This is a genomic window from Vulcanimicrobium alpinum, from assembly GCF_027923555.1.
In the GTDB taxonomy this organism is placed as follows: Bacteria; Vulcanimicrobiota; Vulcanimicrobiia; order Vulcanimicrobiales; family Vulcanimicrobiaceae; genus Vulcanimicrobium; species Vulcanimicrobium alpinum.
Genome location: NZ_AP025523.1, coordinates 1575772 through 1595343 on the forward strand (window position 1 = coordinate 1575772; position 19572 = coordinate 1595343).

Annotated in this window: 18 protein-coding genes; 13 read left to right on the forward strand and 5 right to left on the reverse strand. The window is 69.4% G+C overall.

Features of this window, described 5'->3' with window-relative positions; all coding sequences use genetic code 11:
• Positions 1–18: 18 nt before the first annotated feature.
• From WPS_RS08015 to WPS_RS08035, 5 genes are all read right to left on the reverse strand, one after another.
• Entirely contained in the window at positions 19–1233 is a 1215-nt protein-coding gene (locus tag WPS_RS08015) for an acyl-CoA reductase (RefSeq protein WP_317997299.1), read from the reverse strand.
• A complete protein-coding gene (locus WPS_RS08020; RefSeq protein ID WP_317997300.1) occupies positions 1230–2357 on the reverse strand; it encodes a LuxE/PaaK family acyltransferase in 1128 nt (375 codons plus the stop codon). The genes WPS_RS08015 and WPS_RS08020 overlap by 4 nt, the downstream gene beginning before the upstream one ends.
• A 128-nt stretch (positions 2358–2485) precedes the next feature.
• The gene (locus WPS_RS08025) at positions 2486–2968 is read right to left on the reverse strand and encodes a CoA-binding protein (protein WP_317997301.1); all 483 of its coding nucleotides are present in this window, start codon (positions 2966–2968) and stop codon (positions 2486–2488) included.
• A complete protein-coding gene (locus WPS_RS08030; protein WP_317997302.1) occupies positions 2965–4275 on the reverse strand; it encodes an O-acetylhomoserine aminocarboxypropyltransferase/cysteine synthase family protein in 1311 nt (436 codons plus the stop codon). Before WPS_RS08030 ends, WPS_RS08025 begins: the two co-directional genes overlap by 4 nt.
• Positions 4276–4285: 10 nt before the next feature.
• Positions 4286–4903, reverse strand: coding sequence for a hypothetical protein (locus tag WPS_RS08035; RefSeq protein WP_317997303.1), 618 nt, complete (start codon positions 4901–4903; stop codon positions 4286–4288).
• 161 nt (positions 4904–5064) lie between these two features.
• On the opposite strand from WPS_RS08035, the gene rpmE reads away from it, so the two are divergent.
• From rpmE to WPS_RS08100, 13 genes are all read left to right on the forward strand, one after another.
• Positions 5065–5343: a 50S ribosomal protein L31 gene (rpmE, locus tag WPS_RS08040; protein ID WP_317997304.1), complete on the forward strand. Its 279-nt coding sequence runs from the start codon at positions 5065–5067 to the stop codon at positions 5341–5343.
• Between the two features lie 58 nt (positions 5344–5401).
• Positions 5402–6499, forward strand: a complete 1098-nt coding sequence (gene prfA / locus WPS_RS08045) for a peptide chain release factor 1 (protein WP_317997305.1) — start codon at positions 5402–5404, stop codon at positions 6497–6499.
• Between the two features lie 64 nt (positions 6500–6563).
• Positions 6564–7469, forward strand: a complete 906-nt coding sequence (locus WPS_RS08050; protein ID WP_317997517.1) for an NADPH:quinone oxidoreductase family protein — start codon at positions 6564–6566, stop codon at positions 7467–7469.
• On the forward strand, positions 7466–8332 hold the full coding sequence (gene prmC / locus WPS_RS08055) for a peptide chain release factor N(5)-glutamine methyltransferase (RefSeq protein ID WP_317997306.1): 867 nt from the start codon (positions 7466–7468) through the stop codon (positions 8330–8332). Before WPS_RS08050 ends, prmC begins: the two co-directional genes overlap by 4 nt.
• Before the next feature lie 48 nt (positions 8333–8380).
• Positions 8381–10036 (forward strand): CTP synthase, encoded by a 1656-nt coding sequence (locus WPS_RS08060; RefSeq protein ID WP_317997307.1) that lies wholly within the window; start codon positions 8381–8383, stop codon positions 10034–10036.
• Between the two features lie 23 nt (positions 10037–10059).
• Positions 10060–10779, forward strand: a complete 720-nt coding sequence (locus WPS_RS08065) for a glycosyltransferase family 2 protein (RefSeq protein ID WP_317997308.1) — start codon at positions 10060–10062, stop codon at positions 10777–10779.
• The gene (locus tag WPS_RS08070; protein ID WP_317997309.1) at positions 10776–11804 is read left to right on the forward strand and encodes a glycosyltransferase; all 1029 of its coding nucleotides are present in this window, start codon (positions 10776–10778) and stop codon (positions 11802–11804) included. The genes WPS_RS08065 and WPS_RS08070 overlap by 4 nt, the downstream gene beginning before the upstream one ends.
• Positions 11801–12784 carry a glycosyltransferase family 4 protein gene (locus WPS_RS08075; RefSeq protein WP_317997310.1) on the forward strand — a complete coding sequence of 328 codons (984 nt, stop codon included), beginning with the start codon at positions 11801–11803 and terminating at the stop codon, positions 12782–12784. The genes WPS_RS08070 and WPS_RS08075 overlap by 4 nt, the downstream gene beginning before the upstream one ends.
• Positions 12775–14331, forward strand: coding sequence for a stalk domain-containing protein (locus tag WPS_RS08080; RefSeq protein ID WP_317997311.1), 1557 nt, complete (start codon positions 12775–12777; stop codon positions 14329–14331). The genes WPS_RS08075 and WPS_RS08080 overlap by 10 nt, the downstream gene beginning before the upstream one ends.
• Before the next feature lie 8 nt (positions 14332–14339).
• Positions 14340–15932 carry an ABC transporter substrate-binding protein gene (locus tag WPS_RS08085; protein ID WP_317997312.1) on the forward strand — a complete coding sequence of 531 codons (1593 nt, stop codon included), beginning with the start codon at positions 14340–14342 and terminating at the stop codon, positions 15930–15932.
• Positions 15933–15936: 4 nt separating this feature from the next.
• Entirely contained in the window at positions 15937–16287 is a 351-nt protein-coding gene (locus WPS_RS08090; protein ID WP_317997313.1) for a histidine triad nucleotide-binding protein, read from the forward strand.
• A 110-nt stretch (positions 16288–16397) separates the two neighbouring features.
• On the forward strand, positions 16398–16568 hold the full coding sequence (rpsU, locus tag WPS_RS08095; RefSeq protein WP_317997314.1) for a 30S ribosomal protein S21: 171 nt from the start codon (positions 16398–16400) through the stop codon (positions 16566–16568).
• A 163-nt stretch (positions 16569–16731) separates the two neighbouring features.
• Entirely contained in the window at positions 16732–19518 is a 2787-nt protein-coding gene (locus WPS_RS08100; protein ID WP_317997315.1) for a TonB-dependent receptor, read from the forward strand.
• Positions 19519–19572: the final 54 nt, after the last annotated feature.

Below are 19572 nucleotides of genomic sequence, written 5' to 3' on the forward strand. Positions count from 1 at the left end.
AGTTGCCGGGTCTTGTCGCTACCGGGCGTCGATCCAGCGGACGAAGTCGGCGATGCGCGCGACGCCGCCGTGATGTCCTGCGAGCGGCGGATCCTGCAGCGTTCCGAGCGGCGCGACCCGGACGGCGCGGATCCGTGCGGCGAGGGCGACGGCGGCGGCATCGGGCGCGACGACGCCGAGCGCCTGCACCGGGAGACGCTGCTCCGCGACGTAGGATGCGATCGCGTCGTCGCCGGCGCCGATCACGGGAAGCACCCGCGGCAGGAACGGCGGCGGCTCGTCGAACGGCGGCGCGACCACGACCGTCGCGTCGCCGCCGCGGAAGAGCGCGCCGCGGCCGGCGGCGGCGCGGAACGCCGCGACGCCGCGATACGCGGCGACCGCCGCTGTGCGTTCCGGCGCGAGCCGGCCGCCGGGAAACTCGAGCGACGCACGTTCGCATCCGCCGGCGATCCGCTGCGCGATATCCGTGAGCGCATCGCCTGCGGCGTCGACGAAGAGCGCGTGCAGTGAGAGACAGCCTTCGCCGTCGTACAGCAGGGCGTCGCGCGCGATCGCGTCGGCGAGCACCGGTGCGAGCGTTGCGGCTTCGCGTGCGGTGAGCCGGCCGATCGTCGCCCGGTGACCGAACGGAACGAAGCGTGTCTCGATCCCGCACCGAACGCGGATCGCGTGCAGCGCGTCGTCGCGGCCGAAGGCGACTACGACGTCGGCGCCGCCGAGCAGCGCGCCTTCGTCGGGATCGGCGCCGCCTTCCCAGGCTCGCGCGCGTGCGGCGTCGGCGAACGCAGGATGCTCTTCGGCGAGCGAGGAGAAGAACGCCGCGATCAAGGCGTCGCTGCGATCCTTGACGACGACGTCGCATTTGGCGCACAGCGCGAAGATCGCCGGCGCCAGCGCGACGCCGATCGTCGTGTCGCTTGAGACGATCGCGACGCGATCGACGCCGCGCGCCCAGGCGGCCGGCGCGTCGACGCGTTCGACCGGTCCGTCGAGCGCGTCGACGCTCCCGAGTTCCGACGCGATCGCCGCGTTCAGCGCGGCGCGGGTCACGCCGCCGAAGAGCCGGTCGAGCGCGTAGTCGACGACCGGCGTGGTGTAGCCCAGCCGCGTCTCGATCGCCGCCGTGGCGCGCACCCGCGGCGGAAAATCGGCGTCCTGCCAGCGTTCGGCGGCGTCAGCGACGTGCGCGACGATGCGCGAGGCATCGAGCGCGCGCAGCGCGGCGCTCATCGCGGCCGGGCGAGGCCGCGGCGCGCAAGCAGCGTCTCGGCGTCGAGCGAACAGCCGCGCAGCTCGGCGCCGGCTTCCCGCCCGAACAGCACGAGGCCGCCCTCGACGAGCGCGCCGACGTCCTCGGTGTCGATCGCGATCGCAGAGCCGCGATTCGCGAGGTCGATGTGACGGATCACGCCGACCGTCCCGGGCGGCAGCGGCGTTCCCTCGCCGTCGTGGACGATCGCGCGCAGCCACGGCGGCGCAACCTTCACGCGCGGTTCGATGCGCGCGCGCGACGCCGGCGTGTCGTACCACTGCGAGGAGAGTTCGGTCATCCCGTACTCCGCGACGATCGCTTCGATCGGGACGCCGAGCCGCGCCGACGCGTCGCGGTAGAGATCCGCACGCGCAATGAACCGCGAGCGGCCTTTGAAGCCGCCGGTCTCCATGATGCGCGAACCCGGCGGGAGCGCGAGCGCGAGATCGCGCGCGGCGAGCTCGTCGAGCAGCGCGACGAGCGCGAATGCCGTCGTCGCCACGCAGACCGCAGTGCCGTCGGCGACCGCAGCGCGCATGTCGCGCACGAACCCGTCGACGTCGAGCGCGTCGCCGTGGAGGTACCATGCCGTGCGGCCGTCGCCGCGGGCGAGCGCGACCGCGGCCATCATGTGGCCGAGCGAACTGTGCGGGCGTTCGCGCGCATCGGGGACGAGGTTGGCATAGCGCAGGCGCGCTCCGTCGGCGAGCATCATGCGATCGAACGACGCCAGCAGGGCGGCTTCGTAGAGCGCGGTGGTATCGAATTCGTGGCGGCCGCTCTTGCCGCCCAGCGTCGTCCCGCTGGTCTCGAACCACGCGACGGTGCGCTCCGGGGGGAACGTTGCGAGACGCGCGTCCTTGAACGCGGCGGCCGGGACGGCGGGGATTTCCGCGATCGTCTGCGGCCGGCGGGTCGCCGAGAAGCCGTTTGCGCGCGCGAACGCGGCGTAGGGTTCGTTGTGCGCGACCTGGTGCGCGAAGAGCGCCTGCGCGAGCGCCAAGAAAGCCTCGTACGAGAGCGTGCTGCCGTCGTGCCCGTAACGCGCGACCACATCCAGAATCCGCGCATCGAGCGCAGCGGCACCGGCCGCCTCAGTCACGCCTCGTCACGCCCCCTCACGCCCCGTCACGCTGAGCCTGTCGAAGCGCAGCCCCTGACGTGCACGAGTCGTCCGCGCTTCGACAAGCTCAGCGTGACGGAGCGTGACAGCGCTCAGCGTGACGGGGCTCAGCGTGACGAGGCTCGGCGGGCGGTGAGGAGGCCGGTGTTCATGCCGCCCAAATGCAGGCCGCCGTCGAAGCGCGCCGACTCCACTTTGATGCAGCGGTCGACGACGACGTCGAGACCCGCTTCGTCGGCGAGCCGGATCGCCTCGTCGTTGACGACGCCGTATTGGAACCAGATCGCTTTCGCGCCGGCCGCGATCGCCTCGCGCGCGGCCTCCGACGCACTCTCCGGTTTGCGGAAGACGTCGACGATGTCGGGCGCGCCGCGCTCGGCCGCGTATGCCGCAAGGGTCGGAAACGCGCGCACGCCGTCGATCTCTGCGATCGACGGGTTGATCGGCGTGACCTCGAGCATCCCGCGCGTGCGCAGGTACGAGAACACGAAGTACGACGGCCGCGTCGGGTTGGCGGAAGCGCCGACCATCGCGACGGTGCGCGAGCGTTCCAGCAGCGCGCGCCGCTGGGACGCCGTCTCCAGGATCACGGCATCCGCACCGTCGTCGCTGCGCGCCCCGCCGCGGCCAAGCCGCGCTCCAGATCCCACAACAGATCGTCCACGTCTTCAAGACCCACCGAGAGGCGGATCAGATCCGCGCCGATCCCGGCGGCCTGGAGCTCCTCGTCGGACAACTGCTGGTGCGTCGTCGATGCGGGATGGATCACCAGGCTCTTCGCGTCGCCGACGTTGGCGAGGTGGCTGAAGAGCTCCAGCGATTCGATGAAGGCGCGGCCGGCTTCGCGTCCGCCGCGCAGGCCGAAGCTGAAGACCGCGCCCGCGCCGCTGGGCAGATACTTCTGCGCGCGTTCGCGTTCGGGGCTGTCGTCGAGCCCGGCGTACGCGACCCAGCCCACTTCGTCGCGTCCGCGCAGGAACTCCGCGACCGCGCGCGCGTTGGCGACGTGCGCCGGCATCCGCAGCGCGAGCGTCTCGAGACCTTGCACGAGCAGCCACGCGTTCATCGGCGAGATCGCCGCGCCGATGTCGCGCAGCAATTCGACCCGCGCGCGCATGAGGAACGCGTACTCGCCGAACGTCTCGGTGAAATTCAGGCCGTGATAGCCGGGGCTCGGCGTCGAGATCAGCGGATGCCCCCCGGCGCCCCACGGAAAGCGGCCCGATTCGACGATCGCGCCGCCGAGCACGGTCCCGTGGCCGCCGATGAACTTCGTCGCCGAATGCACGACGACGTCGGCGCCGTGTTCGATCGGTCGGCAGAGGTACGGCGTCGCAAAGGTGCTGTCGACGATGAGCGGGACGCCGGCCGCGTGCGCGATCTCAGCGAGCCCCGCGAGATCGGCGACCTCCCCGCGCGGGTTGCCGATCGTCTCGGTGAAGAGGGCGCGCGTGTTTTCGCGCAGTGCGGCGCGCACGGCGTCCAGATCGTTCGGCGGCACGAAGGTGACGGCGATCCCCATCCGTTTGAGCGTGACGGAGAACTGCGTGATCGTCCCGCCGTAGAGGTTCGTCGACGCGACGAGGTGATCGCCGGCTTCGGCGACGGTGAGGATCGCGATCAACTGCGCGGAGAGGCCGCTCGCGGTCGCGACGGCGCCGAGGCCCCCTTCGAGGTTCGCGAGCTTCTCTTCGAACGCCGCGACCGTGGGGTTGCCGATGCGCGTGTAGATGTTCCCGTACGTGCGCAGCGCGAACAGCTCGGCGGCGTGCTCGGCGGAGTCGAACACGAAGCTCGTCGAGAGGTGCAGCGGCAGGGCCCGCGCTCCGGTCTCGCCGTCGGGCGGCGTCCCCGCGTGCAGCGCGCGCGTGCGAAAACCGAAGGCGCGGTCGCTCATCCGTGTTCCTCTACGTGATGCGTTCTTTTTTGCGGTGCGAGGCGGTGAACGGCGTGCCTTTGTCTTTCGGATCGGCGCTCGTGTAGAGCCCGACCATGTCGCCGAAGTTCTCCGCATAGCCAGACATCGTGTACGTGTCGCCCTTCGCGTTCTTCAGCGTCAGCTTGAAGAGCCGGCCGTCGAAGGTGCCGGTGAAGGTGAGCGTCTCGCGCGGGTTGTCTTTGACCCACCGCCCGGTGAGCTGGTCGCTCTTCTGGGTGACGTAGAGATGGGAGTAGATCGTGCGGAACGTCGTGAGCGGCTGCATCTGCACTTCCCACACGCCGTCCATCGTTTGAAATTGCGGCGGTTCGGGCGTGTCGGACGGGCTGGCTTCGGGCGACGGCGCCGCGCGGCGGCCGCGCCGGGCGGGCGCCGGGCTCGGGCTTGCCGCCGGGACGGCCGAGGGAGCGGCGCTCGGCACCGGCGTTCCGATGAGCGGGACGGAGGGCGTCGCGACGCTGCCGTTCGGGGGCGGAGGAGGCGGCGGCGTGGCGGCGCCGGGGCCGGGCTGAGCGACTTGGGCGGCGGCGGTGCCGCCGACGGCGAGCGCGGCGAGCGCGACCAGCGCGAGCTGACGAAGGTTCAACGGGACCTCTTCACGGCGGAGAATGACCGGGCTTGTGTTCGCACTGCCCGCCGCCGTTCATCTTCGCGGAGAGCCCCTGCGAAAAGAGGCAACGCGGCGCCGGCGCGCGCGGTTCCCTCGCGCGGCAACCCCCTTGCGGCTGGTGGTATTATGGGAGCGCTGTGAAAACCGAGTGCCACCCCAAGTGGTTCCCGGAGGCCAAGGTCACCTGCGCCTGCGGAAACCAATTTACCACCGGATCGACATCGCCGAACATCAGCGTCGAAGTCTGCTCCAACTGCCATCCCTTGTGGACCGGGCAGCAGAAGTTCCTCGACACCGCGGGCCGGGTCGAGAAGTTCAACCAGCGCGCCGCCATGGCCGACAAGAAGAAGGCCGAAGCCGCCGCGCGGAAGAGCAAGAAGCAGGCCGCCGAGGAAACCGTGACCGTCCCGGCTTAGCGCCGCACGTCCGGATCGGGGAAGCGAGCCGTGCCACGGCTCGCTTCTTTCTCGTCTGATGCAATATCACGATCGCCTCGAGACGCTCTCGAAACGCTTCGATGAAATCGACGCCGCGCTCGCGGACACGAGCGGCGGCTTCGATCAGGCGCGTTTTACCGCGCTGATGAGAGAGCGCGCGGCGATCGAGGAGACGGTTGCGACGTTCCGCGCGCTCGGCGCGCTGCTGCGCGAGATCGCCGAAAACGACGCGCTGCGCGCCGACCGCTCCGATCCCGATCTCTGCGCGCTCGCCGAAGAAGAAGCCCCGGCGCTGCGCGAGCGGCGCGTCGCGCTCGAAGCGCAGCTCCAGGAACTGATGCTGCCGCGCGATCCCAACGACACCAAGGACATCTTCATCGAGATCCGTGCCGGCGCCGGCGGCGACGAAGCGGGGATCTTCGCCGGCGATCTGCTGCGGATGTACACGCGCTTCGCCGAAGGGATGCGGATGCGCGTCGAACTGCTCAGCGAGAGCGAGAACGAAGCCGGCGGTTATAAAGAAGCCGTCGTCGCGGTGAAGGGCGGCGAGCCGTACCGCTGGTTCAAATACGAATCCGGCGTCCATCGAGTCCAGCGCGTCCCCACGACCGAAGCGGCGGGCCGCATCCACACCTCGACCGCGACGGTCGCCGTGCTGCCGGAAGTCGAAGACGACGGCGAGATCGAGATTCGTTCGACCGACCTCGAGATCGACACGTTCAAAGCCTCGGGCGCGGGCGGCCAGCACGTCAACAAGACCGAGTCGGCGATCCGCATCACGCACAAACCGACCGGGATCATCGTCGCGTGCAGCGAGGAACGCTCGCAGCTGCAGAACCGCGAGCGAGCGATGGGGATGCTGCGCGCGCAGCTCGCCGACCGTCAGCGACGCGAACGCGAAGAAACCGAAGGCGCATTGCGCCGCAGTCAGGTCGGCACCGGCGATCGCAGCGAGAAGATCCGCACCTACAATTATCCGCAGGATCGCATCACCGACCACCGGATCAACCAGAACTTCCAGAACATCAAAGCGATCCTCGACGGCGACATGGAAAAGCTCGTCGTGGAACTGCAGAAGGACGAGAAAGCCCGTCTGCTGGCGGGCGAGACGGTGGGCTCGGGCTCGGCGGCCTGATGCGCGCCTGGCAGGTGCGGACGCTCGGCGGCCCGCGCGATCTGCCCTCGACGAGATCCCCGCTCTGGCGCCCGGCCCCGGCGAGGTCGCAATCACGGTGCATGCCGCGGGCGTCAATTTCCCCGACGTGCTGATCGCGGCGGGCCGCTATCAAGTCAAGCCGCCGCTGCCGTTCACCCTCGGCGCGGAGATCGCCGGGACGATCGCTGCGGTCGGGGCGGACGTGCACGACCTGCACGTCGGCCAACGCGTCGCGACGCTCGTGCAGACGGGCGGCTACGCGGAGATCGCGGTTGCGCCGGCGGCGACCGTCATCGTCCTGCCGGCGTCGATCGCGTTCGAAACCGCGGCCGCGATGGTGATGACGTACGGCACCGCGTATCACGCGCTCGTCGATCGCGGGCGCCTGCAGGCCGGTGACCGCGTCGTCGTCACCGGCGCCGGCGGCGGCGTCGGCACCGCCGCGGTCGACATCGCTTCGGGGCTCGACGCGCGGGTCGTCGCGGTCGTCGGATCGGAGGCGAAACGTGAGGCAGCACTGCACGCGGGCGCGATGATCGCGGTGGCCGCCGCCGCCGATCTGACGCAGCAGATCAAAGACGCACACGGCGCGACCGACATCCTGCTCGACAACGTCGGCGGTGACGTTTTCGACGCCGCGCTGCGTACGCTCGATTGGCGCGGCCGCGCGTTGATCGTCGGCTTCACGTCGGGGCGGATCCCGGAGATCCCGGCGAACCGGCTGCTGCTGCGCGAAGCGGACGCCCTCGGCGTGTTCTTCGGGACGTGGTCGCAGCGTCATCCCGCCGCGCACCGCGCGAATTTCACGGCGCTCCTCGCGATGTGCGACGACGGGCGGATCCGTCCGCGCGCGCACGAACGCGTCGCCTTCGACGACGTGCCGCTGGCGCTCGAAGCGATCGCCGAACGGCGGCTCGTCGGCAAGGCCGTCGTCACCGTGCGGACGTGACGATCGGCGAAGCGCTGCGCGACGCGGCGGTCCGGCTCGAACCGATCGGCGGCACGGGCCGCCTCGACGCCGTCTTCCTGCTCGCGCACGCGGGCGGCGTCTCGCGCCAGGAGATGATCGCGCACGCGGAACGCCGGCTCGACGACGACGTCGCGCAGCGGTTCGCGGCGCTGGTCGAGCAGCGCGCCGCCGGGATGCCGATGGCGTACGTGACCGGCGAGGCCGGCTTCTACGGCCGAATGTTCGGCGTCGACCGGCGCGTGCTCGTTCCGCGCCCGGAGACGGAGATCGCGATCGAGTGGGCGGTGCGCCATCTGCGTGCGATCGGCCGGGAGAACGGCAGCGCCGCCGACGTCGGGACCGGAAGCGGCGCGATCGCGGTGACGCTGGCGTGCGAGCTCCCGGGGTTGGGCGTGTGCGCGAGCGACGTCTCGTTCGCGGCGCTCGCCGTTGCACGCCGCAACGCCGCGCGCAACAACGTCTTTCAGCACGTAACGTTTCTCACGGGCGACCTCGCGGCGCCGTTGCTCCGGTTCGCGCCGTACGATGCCGTGGTCGCGAACCTGCCCTACGTCCCGACCGCCGAGTGCGCCGGGCCGCCCGATCCGGTCTCCTACGAACCGCTGGTCGCGCGCGACGGCGGCCCCGACGGGCTCGAGCTCTACCGGCGCTTTCTTCCCGACTTGGCGCGGCTGGTCGCGCCGCGCGGGATCGCGATCCTCGAGGCTGCTCCGGCGAACGCGCGCACGCTGGAGGCGCTGGTCGGTCAGGCCCTCCCGCATGCGGGGGTGGAGACGATCCGCGACTACGCCGACCTTGACCGGTTCGTGATCGCCGTGATCCCCCCGGCGAACGGCGGCTAGGGCCCGGCGGGTCCCGCCGGGCCGGTGGGCGAAGCGAAGCATCCCCTCATGGCGAAGTTCATCTTCTTTACCGGCGGCGTTGTGAGTTCGCTCGGGAAGGGGATCACCGCCGCCTCCCTCGGCAGGCTTTTAAAAAGCCGCGGCGTCGCGGTTTCGGTCCAGAAGCTGGACCCCTACATCAACGTCGACGCCGGAACGATGAACCCGTACCAGCACGGAGAGGTCTTCGTCACCGAAGACGGGGCCGAGACCGACCTCGACCTGGGCCATTACGAGCGCTTCATCGACGAGTCGCTGACCTGCGACAACAACGTCACGACCGGCCAAGTCTACAAGTCGGTCATCGAAAAGGAACGCCGCGGTGACTACCTCGGCGCGACCGTTCAGGTGATCCCGCATATTACCAATGAGATCAAAGCGCACATCACGCGCGTCGCCGAATCGAGCGGCGCGGAAGTGTGCATCGTCGAGGTCGGCGGGACCGTCGGCGACATCGAGTCGCTCCCGTTTCTCGAAGCGATCCGTCAAGTACGCCACCTCGTCGGCGACGAGAACGTCATGTTCGTGCACCTTACGCTGCTGCCGCATCTCGGCGCCGCCGACGAACTGAAGACGAAGCCGACCCAGCACTCGGTGCGCGAACTCCGCGCGATCGGGATCACGCCGGACGCGATCGTGCTTCGCACCGACGCCTCGCGGCCGATCCCGGTCGAACTCAAAGAGAAGATCGCGCTCTTCTGCGACGTGCCGGTCGAGAACGTCGTGCAGAACGGGGACGCCTCCACGATCTACAAGGTCCCGCTCAACCTCGAGGCCGAAGGGCTGGCCGACATCGCGGTGCGCAAGCTGCGCCTGGTGACCTCGAAGCCGCAGCTCGAGGACTGGAGCGCGATCGTCGATCGCGTCCAGCATCCGCACGGCCGCATCAAGGTCGCGCTGGTCGGGAAGTACGTCGAACTCAAGGACGCGTACATTTCCATCTCCGAGGCGATCGCCCACGCGGGGATCTATCACGACGTCGCGGTCGACGTCGTGCGCATCGACTCCGAGAAGATCGAGACCGAGGGCCTCGGTGCGCTCGACGACGTCGACGGCGTCCTGGTCGCACCCGGCTTCGGCGCGCGCGGCGTGAAGGGCAAATTGATCGCGATGCAGCGCGTCCGCGAAGGCAAGATTCCGTTCCTGGGGATCTGCTACGGGATGCAGATGGCGTGCATCGAGTTTGCGCGCAACGTCTGCGGCCTTCCCGAAGCGATGACGACCGAGGTCGACGAGACGACGCCCGATCCGGTGATCGACTTCATCCCCGAACAGCGCAACCTCGATCTCAAGGGCGGCACGATGCGTCTGGGCGCGTATGCGTGCGAACTCGAGCCGGAGTCCCTGGCGGCGCGCGCGTACGGCGAGACCTCGATCAGCGAGCGCCACCGCCACCGTTACGAGTTCAACAACCGCTACAAGGCGCTCTTCGAGGAGCACGGGATGACGTTCAGCGGCCACCATCCGCTCGGGCGCACGTCGCTGGTCGAATTGATCGAACTTCCCGAGGACGTCCATCCGTGGTTCGTCGGAACGCAGGCGCACCCGGAGTACAAGAGCCGGCCCAATCGCCCCTCTCCGCTCTACCGCGACTGGATCGGCGCCGCGATCGTGCACGCCCGCGAGCGGGCAGGCGCCGGCGACGGCGCGCTCCTGCGACGCTGAACGTCCGCGACCTCACGGTCGTCGTGCTCGCGCGCGACGAGGCGTCGCGGCTGCCGACGATGCTGGCCCGCGTCCCGCCCGGCGCGCGCGTCTTCGTGCTTGACGCCGAGTCGCAGGACGACACGGTCGCGATCGCGCGCGCCCACGGCGCCGACGTCGAGGTGCGGCCCTGGAGCGGGTTCGTCACCGCGCGGCGCTACGCGCTGGGACGCGTGACGACGCCGTGGGCGCTGATGCTTGACGCCGACGAACTGATCGATCCGGCGCTGGCCGAGGCGATCGCGCGCGCCGACGAAGACGTCGCGGGCTACCGCGTGCGCCGCGTGACGATGCTCTGCGGCCGTGCGGTGCGCACGGCGGGCTGGTCGAACGAACGCCTGCTGCGGCTCGTGCGCAGCGACCGCGCGCGCGTCGCCGCGAATCGCACCGGCGCCGAAGTGCACGAGACCTGGAGCGTCGACGGCTCGGTCGCCGATCTCGCCGGCGCGATCGTGCACGACTCGTACCCGACGCTCGCGTCGTACCGCGCGAAGTTCGACGCGTACACCACGGTGGAAGCGCGCGCGCTGCCGCCGTCGGGCCGCCGCTACGCCGGTGCGCTCGCGATGATGCCGCTGCGGTTCGCGTGGTCGCTGCTGCGCTACGCGGGCTGGCGCGACGGCTGGCGCGGGCTGTTCGTCGCATGGGAGAGCGCGCGCTACCGCGTGGTGGTGCGCGCCAAAGCGCTGCAGCGCTCGCGGTGACCCTTCGACGAGCTCCGGGTGACGGGCGCCCCGACGTCGCGCTCGACGTGCGCGAGACCTCGCACACCTCGGCCGGGATGCTCACGTACGTGCGCGCGCTGAGGCGCTTGCTGCCGCGCGTCGCACCCGATCTGGCGCTCGCCGAGTTCGGCGGCGGCGACAACTTCGATCTCGCCGAGCAGGCCGGGATGCCTCTGACGCTGGCGCGGCTGCGGCCGCGCCTGGTGCATTTCCCCACGCCCTACGTGCCGCGGTTCGTCCCCTCAGCCCACGTCGTAACGGTGCACGACGTGATCGATCTCGAGTTTCCGCAGTACGCGAAGAAGAAGGTCGGGCCGTATTGGAGATACGTCGTCGGACCGGTGCTGCGCAGCGCGCGCGCCGTGCTCACCGACGACGACGTGACCGTCGGACTCCTGGAACGGTATCTCGGCGTCGACCCCAAGCGCGTGCGGGTCATCCCGCTCGGCGTCGACGCGCCCGACCCGCTCCCGCCGCCGGTGGTGCGCGCTCGGCCGTATCTGTTCTACGCCGGGAATCACCGCCCGCACAAAGACCTCGCGACGCTGGTACGCGCATGGGCCGCGCTCCCGGCCGAGTGCGCCGCCGATCTCGTGATGACCGGCGGCGACGAACCCGGGCTGCGCGCGCTCGGCGCGCGCGGCACGGCCGGCGAACTCGTCTTCACCGGCGAGTGCAGCGGCGAGGAGGTGTGGCGCCTGCATCGCGGCGCGGCGGCATACGTCCATCCGGCCTTGCGCGAAGGCTTCGGTCTCCCGCTGCTCGAGGCGCTGCGCGCCGGGACGCCGGTGATCGCCGCGGCGCCCGCGGTGCCGAGCGTCCTCGCGCCGCACGTGCAGACGTTCGCCGCCGGCGACGCCGGCGCGCTCGGTGCGTTGCTCGATGCGCTGCTCGCCGGGCCGCCGCGGGTACAGCGCGCGAGTGCACGCGCCGCGGCCGCGGCGCTGACGTGGGAGCACACGGCGCGCGCGACCGCCGACGTCTACCGCGAGCTGCTGCGATGATCCGCGTCGTGCTCGCCGCGCGCGCGACGAGCCGGGCGTCGATGGGGATGCGCGCCTACACGCGCGCGCTGCTCGAACGCCTTCCGCACGTCGCGCCCGACGTCGATCTGGTTCCGGTGACCTCTCCGGTCGCGCTCCATCCGCTCGCGCTGCGCGCCGCGCGTCCTCAGCTCGTGCACCTGGCGTATCTCGAAGCGGCGCCGCTGGTCCCGCGTCCGTACGTCGCGATGGTGCACGATCTGCTGCACCTGCGCTTCCCGCACTTGTTCTCACCGCTTAGCGCGTGGTACTGGCGCACCGTCGCGATCCCGCTGTATCGCGGCGCGGCGCGGATTCTCGTGAGCGACGAGCGCGTCGCCGGCGAATGCGTCGCGCTGCTCGGGATCGCGCGCGAGCGGATCCGCGTCATGCCGCTCGGCTTCGACGAGCGGCTGCTCGACGCGGCGCCATGGGAGGCGGAGCGTCCGTACGCGTTCTACGCCGGAAACCACCGGCCGCACAAAGGACTCGCCACCCTGTACGAGGCCTGGGCCGCGCTCCCCGACGACGTCGCGCTCGATCTCGTGCTCACCGGCCCGGACGAGCCTGCGGTACGCGAGCGCTACGCGCGACGCAGCGGCACGATCGTTTTTCTCGGCGACCTCGACGAGAAGACGCTCGCGCGGCGCTATCGCGGTGCTCTGGCGTGCGTATTGCCGTCGCTGGCCGAAGGATTCGGCATCCCCGCGCTCGAGGCAGCGGCAGTCGCGACGCCGGTGATCGCGACGGCGACCGCGGTCCCGTCGATCGTCGCGCCATACGCGCAGACCTTCGAAGCCGGCGATGCCGTCGCGCTCGCGTCGCTCCTATGCGCGATCGTGCGCGACCCGTACCGCGCGCGCGAGGCGGCGGCCGAGGGCGCCGTCCGTCTGCGGGCGTATACCTGGGATCGGTTCGCGGCTTCGACGGCCGCCGTCTATCGCGAGGTGGTATGCTCCTGATCCGGTCCGGCCGTTGGTACGCCGCGCTGCTCGCCGTCTGCGCGGCGGCGTGGAGCGTTCCGGCGTCCGCGGCGCCGCCGAAGAAAGACGAAGCGCCGGTGCGCGCGATCGCGATCGTCGTCAACGGTGAAGAACTCTCGCGCGATCCGGCGCCGCGGATCGTCGGCGGACGTCTGCTCGTCCCCGTCGTGCGCATCTACAGCGCGCTGGGGATCGAGGTGTCGCGGTCCGGCGACGACCTGATCGCCTCGGCGCCCGCGAAGCGGATCGCGCTGCACCGCGGGTCGAGCCGTGCGACGATCGACAACCGCGTCGTGATGATGGACTCGCCGGCGGTGGAGATCGACGACGCGACGTATGTCTCGCTGCGCTTCGTCGCCGACTCGCTCGGAGCGCAGGTTGCGTACGATCCCAAAGCGCAGCGCGTCGAAGTGACGTCGCTCGTCGTCGGACGGACGCAGGCGCTCGAACAGCACAGCAGCGGCGGGATGACGCAGGTCGTCGGCACGGTCAGCGCGGTCGATCTGAACTCGGCACCCGAGTCGCTCACCCTCACCCGCGGTCCGTCGGTGCGCACGATCGCGATCACCTCCGACGCGAAGATCGCGATCCAGGACGTCGTCACGCGCACCTCGACGCCGGGGACGCTCGCCGACGTGCGCGTCGGCGACGCGGCCAGCGTGCTGCTGCGCGCAAACGGGAGCGTCGACCAAGTCGTGATGCGTTATGCGTCGCGTAGCGGAACGATCGCTGCCGTCTCCTCGAGCGCGTTTGTGCTGCAGAGCGGCTACGTGGTGACGCCCGACAAGAGCACCCAGATCACGCTCAACGGGACGGCGGCGACGATCGGCGATCTGAAGGTCGGCGACAGCGTGACCGTGCGCCTCAACCCCGACACGAGCGAGAAGCGGCAGATCCTGGTGTCGCGCGCGATGCCGTCGACGCCGACGCCGACCGGAAGCGCCCAGATCGTCGACTTCGGCGTCGCGGCGCGCGGGCCGCTGCGTGCGGGCGAGACGTTCTCCGTGACGCTGCACGGGACGCCGGGGGGAAGGGCGACGTTCGACATCGGCACCTATCTCACCGGGTTGCCCCTGCCCGAAGTGCGCGGTCAGCCCGGCACCTACGAAACGACGTACAAGGTCCCCGAGGGCGTCAACTTCGGCCGCACGACCGTCTACGGCCACCTGACGGTCGGCGCGACGAGCGCGCCGCGGGCCGAAGCCTCGCAGCTCGTCGCGGTCACGACGACGGCTCCGCAGATCGTCGACATCGCGCCGCAGAACGGCTTGGTCGTCAACAGCAACAAGCCGTCGATCTATGCGACGTACCGTTCGCCGACCGATGTCGGGATCAGCGTCTCGTCGGTGCGGATCGAGGTGAACGGGCTCGACGTGACGCCCTCCTCGACGCGCACCGACACGTTCATCACCTACAGCCCTAGCGCCGCGCTCGCCGACGGCACCGTGACGGTGAAGGTGAGCGTCGCCGACAACGCCGGGAACGTCGCGCGGCGGAGCTGGACGTTCAGCGTCCGAACACGCTAGGAGCGCGCGTGCGACGATTCCCGGCCCTGCCGCTTCTCGCGCTCGCTCTCGCCGCGTCCGGCTGCGGCGGCGGGAGCGCGGCAAAGGCCGGCTCGGGACCGCTGCTCGTGATGGCGCGCGTCAAGGACGCCGTCGTGCTCGACCCCTCGCACGCGACCGACGGCCTCTCGCTCAACGTCACCAATGAGGTGATGCAGAACATCGTCGGGCTGAAACCCGGTTCGTTCGAGATCGTCGGTGAGATCGCGCGGTCGTGGTCGGTCAGCGACGACGGCAGAACGTGGACGTTCGAGCTGCGTCCCGGGCTGCAGTTCTCCGACGGGACGGCGGCCGACGCCGCCGCGGTGAAGTTCAACCTCGACCGCTGGCGTCTGCGCTCGCATCCGGCGCACGGCAGTTTCGCGTATCCGTACTACGCGTCGGTCTTCGGCGGTTTTCCCGGCGCGATCGTCGACGTGCGCGCGCCGTCGCCGACGCGGCTGGTGATCGGGCTCGCATCGCCGCGCGGTTCGTTTCTGCACGATCTCGCCGATCAGGCGTTCGGGATCGGTTCGCCGGCCGCGATCTCGGCCGATCCGAAGGGCTTCGAACTCAAGCCGGTCGGGAGCGGCCCGTACATGGTCGCGGAGTGGGTGCGCGACGATCACATCACGCTCGTCGCGAACCCCAAGTGGGCGGGGAAGAAACCCGGCTATCCGACGGTGCTGATCCGCGACATCCCCGATCAGGCGACCAGCGTGCTCTCGCTCGAAAAGGGCGACATCGACATGCTGACCGATCCGCGTCCGGAAGACGCGAAGACGCTGGCCGCCAAAGGAATCGCGCTCGCGCTGCAGCCGGCCAACAACACGTCGTACATCGCGCCCGAGACGGAGAAGAAGCCGTTCGGCGATCCGCGCGTCCGTCAGGCGATCGCGTACGCGATCGATAAAGAAGCGATGGTCGCGCACCTCTACGCGAAGGGCGCGATGGTGGCGAACGACTGGCTGCCGCCCGGGATGCTCGGCGACAACCCCGCGCTCAAAGCCTACCCGCACGACGTCGCGCGCGCGAAAGCGCTGCTCGCCGCCGCCGGCTATCCGCACGGATTCAGCACGACGCTCAGTTATCCGACCTCGCCGCGGCCGTATCTGCCCGATCCGCCGCGCGTCGCCGAGACGCTGCAGTCGGATCTGCGCGCGGCGGGGATCGAGGTCACGCTGCAGCCCAGCGAGTTCGGCGTTTTTCTCGACAAGGTGCGGCACGGCGAACACGAGCTCGCGCTGATCGGCTGGACCGGCGACAACGGAGACCCCGACAACTTCCTCTACCCCTTGCTCGACCAGGACTCGGCGCGCAAGGACGGGACCGCGCAGAACTACTCGTTCTGGCGCGATCCGGCGTATCACGAATTGATGCTGGCCGGACAGCGCACGAACGATCCGGCGAAGCGCGCGGCGATCTATCGCAAGGCGCTGGTGATGATCCACGATCTGGCGCCCGCGATTCCGCTGGTGCACACGACGGTGCCGGTCGCGCTGAAGCCGACGATCAAGGGTTTCGTGCCGAGTCCCAACACCGCGTACCACTTCGTGCTGATCCAACCGCCCGCGGGGAGCTGAGCTCATGGCACTCGATCCGAACTGCCTGTTCTGCAAGATCGTTCGCAAGGAGATCGCCGCGAACGAAGTGCTGCGCGACGACCACGTCGTCGCGTTTCACGATCTCAATCCGCAGGCGCCGACGCACGTGCTCGTGATCCCGACCAGTCACGCCCAGGATCTGAGCGCCTTCACCGCCGGCGCCGACGCCGAGCAGGCGGCGCGGCTGCTGCATGCGGCGGCCGAGATCGGCGCCCGTTTCGGACCCGGCGGCTATCGCGTGGTGATGAACCAAGGCCGCGACGCAGGGCAGAGCGTCTTTCACCTGCACGCGCACGTCCTCGCCGGGCGCGCGATGGCGTGGCCGCCCGGCTGACCGGGCGCGGACTTTTTGACGGCCGCGGGCCGCTGTGGTAGACTCTCGCGTCGGGCCGTATAGGCCGCGAAGCGGCTGCACGCCGCGCGGAGGGAGGTGTTTCGTAGCAAATGGAGATTCGAGTCGCACCCGGAGAGACGATCGAGAGCGCTCTGCGTCGCTTCAAGAAGGCGACCCAGAAGGCCGGCGTCCTCGCCGAGGCGCGGAAGCACGAGCACTACGAGAAGCCGAGCGTCCGCCGCAAAAAGAAGAGTGCCGCCGCGCGCAAGCGCCGCAGCTAACCCGGTCTCACGGTCTCGCAATGGGCATCCATGACAACCATGGATGCCTTTTTTTGTGCTGGGGACAAAGAGGAAGCGCAAGCGTACACTTAACAAACCGATAACCAACGCTAGCCGGGTCGCAACAGAGCGCCGGCCGTGTCGCTCCCCCTTCGAGGATCCCATGCGCCCACACGTTTTTGCGCGCGCCGTCCTGACGGCGTGTACGCTCGTCATTTTCGCGATCGCCTCCGGGGCGGTCGCGGCGGCGGCCGGGACCGCCACGATTCAAGGCACCGTTCGCAGCGGCGCCTCGCCCGTCGCGGGCGCCGCGGTAAGGGTCACCGGTCCCGCGAGCACCAGCGCGACGACCGACGCCAACGGCAGTTTTACCGTCGACGTGCCGCCGGGCGTCTACCGCATCGACGTCACCAAGGGCGGCTACGTCGCCGCCGCGCTGACGGATCTTGCGGTCGTCGAGGGCGCGACCATCCCCGTCACGGTCACCCTCAACCAAGCCGACCTCACCTCGCTGCAGACCATCGGCCGCGTTTCGACGATCAGCCGCGGGAGCGGCAGCGCGATCAACACCGGCACGGCGACGTCGAGCTACGTCAACGCGCAGGCGTTCGGCAACCTTGCCAACCCGCAGATCAACAACGTGCTCGAGCGTCTTCCCGACGTCACGATCCAGCACATGGGCAGTCAACCCGACACGACGATCATCGTCGGCGGCGTGCAGCCGTACGAAACGCAAGTGCTGATCGACGGCCATCCGCTCGCGCTCGGGCAGTACGGAGTGTGGCTGAGCCAGTATTTCCCGTCGTACCTGATCGGCGGCGTCGAAACGCAGTCGGGTCCCGGCAACACGACGCCGTTCGCGAACATCGCCGTCGGCGGGACGGCGAACCTGCTCACGCCGAGCTTCACCCAGCGTGAAACGGCCGAGTTCGTGACCGGCTACGACAACTACCAGGCGCAGTATTCGCACTTCCTCGCCACCGGCTCCGCGGGCAAACTCCAGTACGTCGCGGGCGGCGGCGTCGACGGCTACAACGGCCCGTACTTCGGCACCACCAAGTGCATCATCACGCCCGACAACTTCGGCGCTGCGGAGAACACGCCGGCCGCGACCGGCATCGTCCAGACGTGCACCGATGCGAGCGGTTCGTTCTTCAGCAAAGGCGAGACGCTCAAGCTGCGCTACAACTTCTCGCCGCAGACGTCGTTCGAAGCGGGCTTCGTCGGCGCGTGGGGCGGTTACAACCCGCAGGGCACCGCGTGGGGAACGACGCTCGGCGCGACCCAGATCGTGCAGTGTCTGCAAGCCGATCCGCTCAAGTGCACCAATCCCAACTTCTCGTATCTCACCGGGAGCAAGGTTGCGGGCTACGGCTGGTATACCGGCTCGTCGGTCTACAACAACCAGACGCTCTTCGATGCGCAGCTGCGCACGTCGCTGGGCAACAACACGCTGCTGATTCGTCCGTACGTCGGCGTGATCGAACCGGAGATCATCCTCGGCGCGGGACAGACGTCGTACCCGAACTTCTTCTCGCCGCCCGGTGTCCTGCCGACCAACCCCGATGCGAGCCTTCCGACCAGTCAGTACCAGCAGTTCGTCTCCGACTGCAGCGCCAACTTCGGCAATCCCACCGATCCGAGCGGCAAGGTGGTCGTCGTCGGGAACCAGACGCAGTGCTTCGGCGGCGCCTACACGACGTTCGAACAGGACAAGCTGTACGGCACGACGTTCTCGCTCCTGCACCCGTTCGGCGACAGCCTGCTGAACTTCACGTACGACTTTCACGGACAGAGCACGTACGCGTACATCGACAGCCCGGCGTTCGTCTCCGTACCGTTCTCGACCGATCGCTATTCGACGTTCTCGCTCACCGGCGATCTCCACCTGATCCGCAATCTCGGGATCAACTTCGGGCTCTACGACACGACCTGGAAAGTGAACGGCGTGCAGCGCGCCAATCCGGCGTCGCTGACCGACACGTCGCTGACCGGCCTGAGCCGCAGCATCACGCGCTTCGATCCGCATCTCGCGTTCGTGTTCCGGCCGAGCGGCGGCATCTCGTATCGTGCGTCGTACGGCACCTCGGCGACGTTCCCGTTCATCGGTCAAGTCAGCGGCCTGGCCACGTATCAGACGCCGGCCGCGTCGCTGGGGCCGCCGTTCCAGTTCGGCGGAACGCTCACCGAGAAGAACCCGAATCTCGTCCCCGAGGTCTCGATCTCCGAGGGCCTCGGCGTCGACAAACGGTTCGGAAACGGCGCGGTCGTAAGCCTCGATCTGCAGAACACGGTCGTCCACGACGTCTTCGAGCAATTGACCTCGGCGGTCCAGTCGCCGACGGGGCTCGAAGGGATCTTCTCGCCGATCAACGCGGCGCGGCTGCGGACGCAGCTGGCAACGCTGAAGTACTCGTACGCGCCGCGCACGGGCTTCGGCTACAACGCGCAGATCGCGGCCGAGAAGTCCGTCGTGGACGGTCTCACCCCGGATCTGTATCCGCCCGGGAGCAGCGTCGGCAGCTTCCCGGTCAACAACGTGCAGATCTGCGGCAACGGCGTCGCGGCGCCCGGGATTCCGACGTGCATTCCGTACCTCAAAGGCTACGGCCAACTGACGTACACCTGGCGCGACGACACCTACGCGGGCCTGGGCGTGAACTATCAAGGGAAGAACAACGCGTACTTCCAGCCGCCGTTTGCGCTGCTCGACTTCACGTTCCGCCGTCCGATCACGCGGATGCTGGAACTGCAAGTCGGCGTCGAGAACCTGCTCAACACGAACACGTACAACCAGTACCTCGCCGCGCCGAATCTTGGTACGCCGCTGACCGCGGCGGCCACCGACCTCAACGCGACGAAGCTGCAGCAGACGTCGTTCACGCCGACCCTCGTGTCGGCGCCGCCCCGCGTGGTGCGCCTGCAGGCGCGCTTCCACATGGGACGCTGATCGCCGCGAAGGCGTCCGGACGTCAAGGTCCGGGCGCCTTCGATCAAGTAGCGT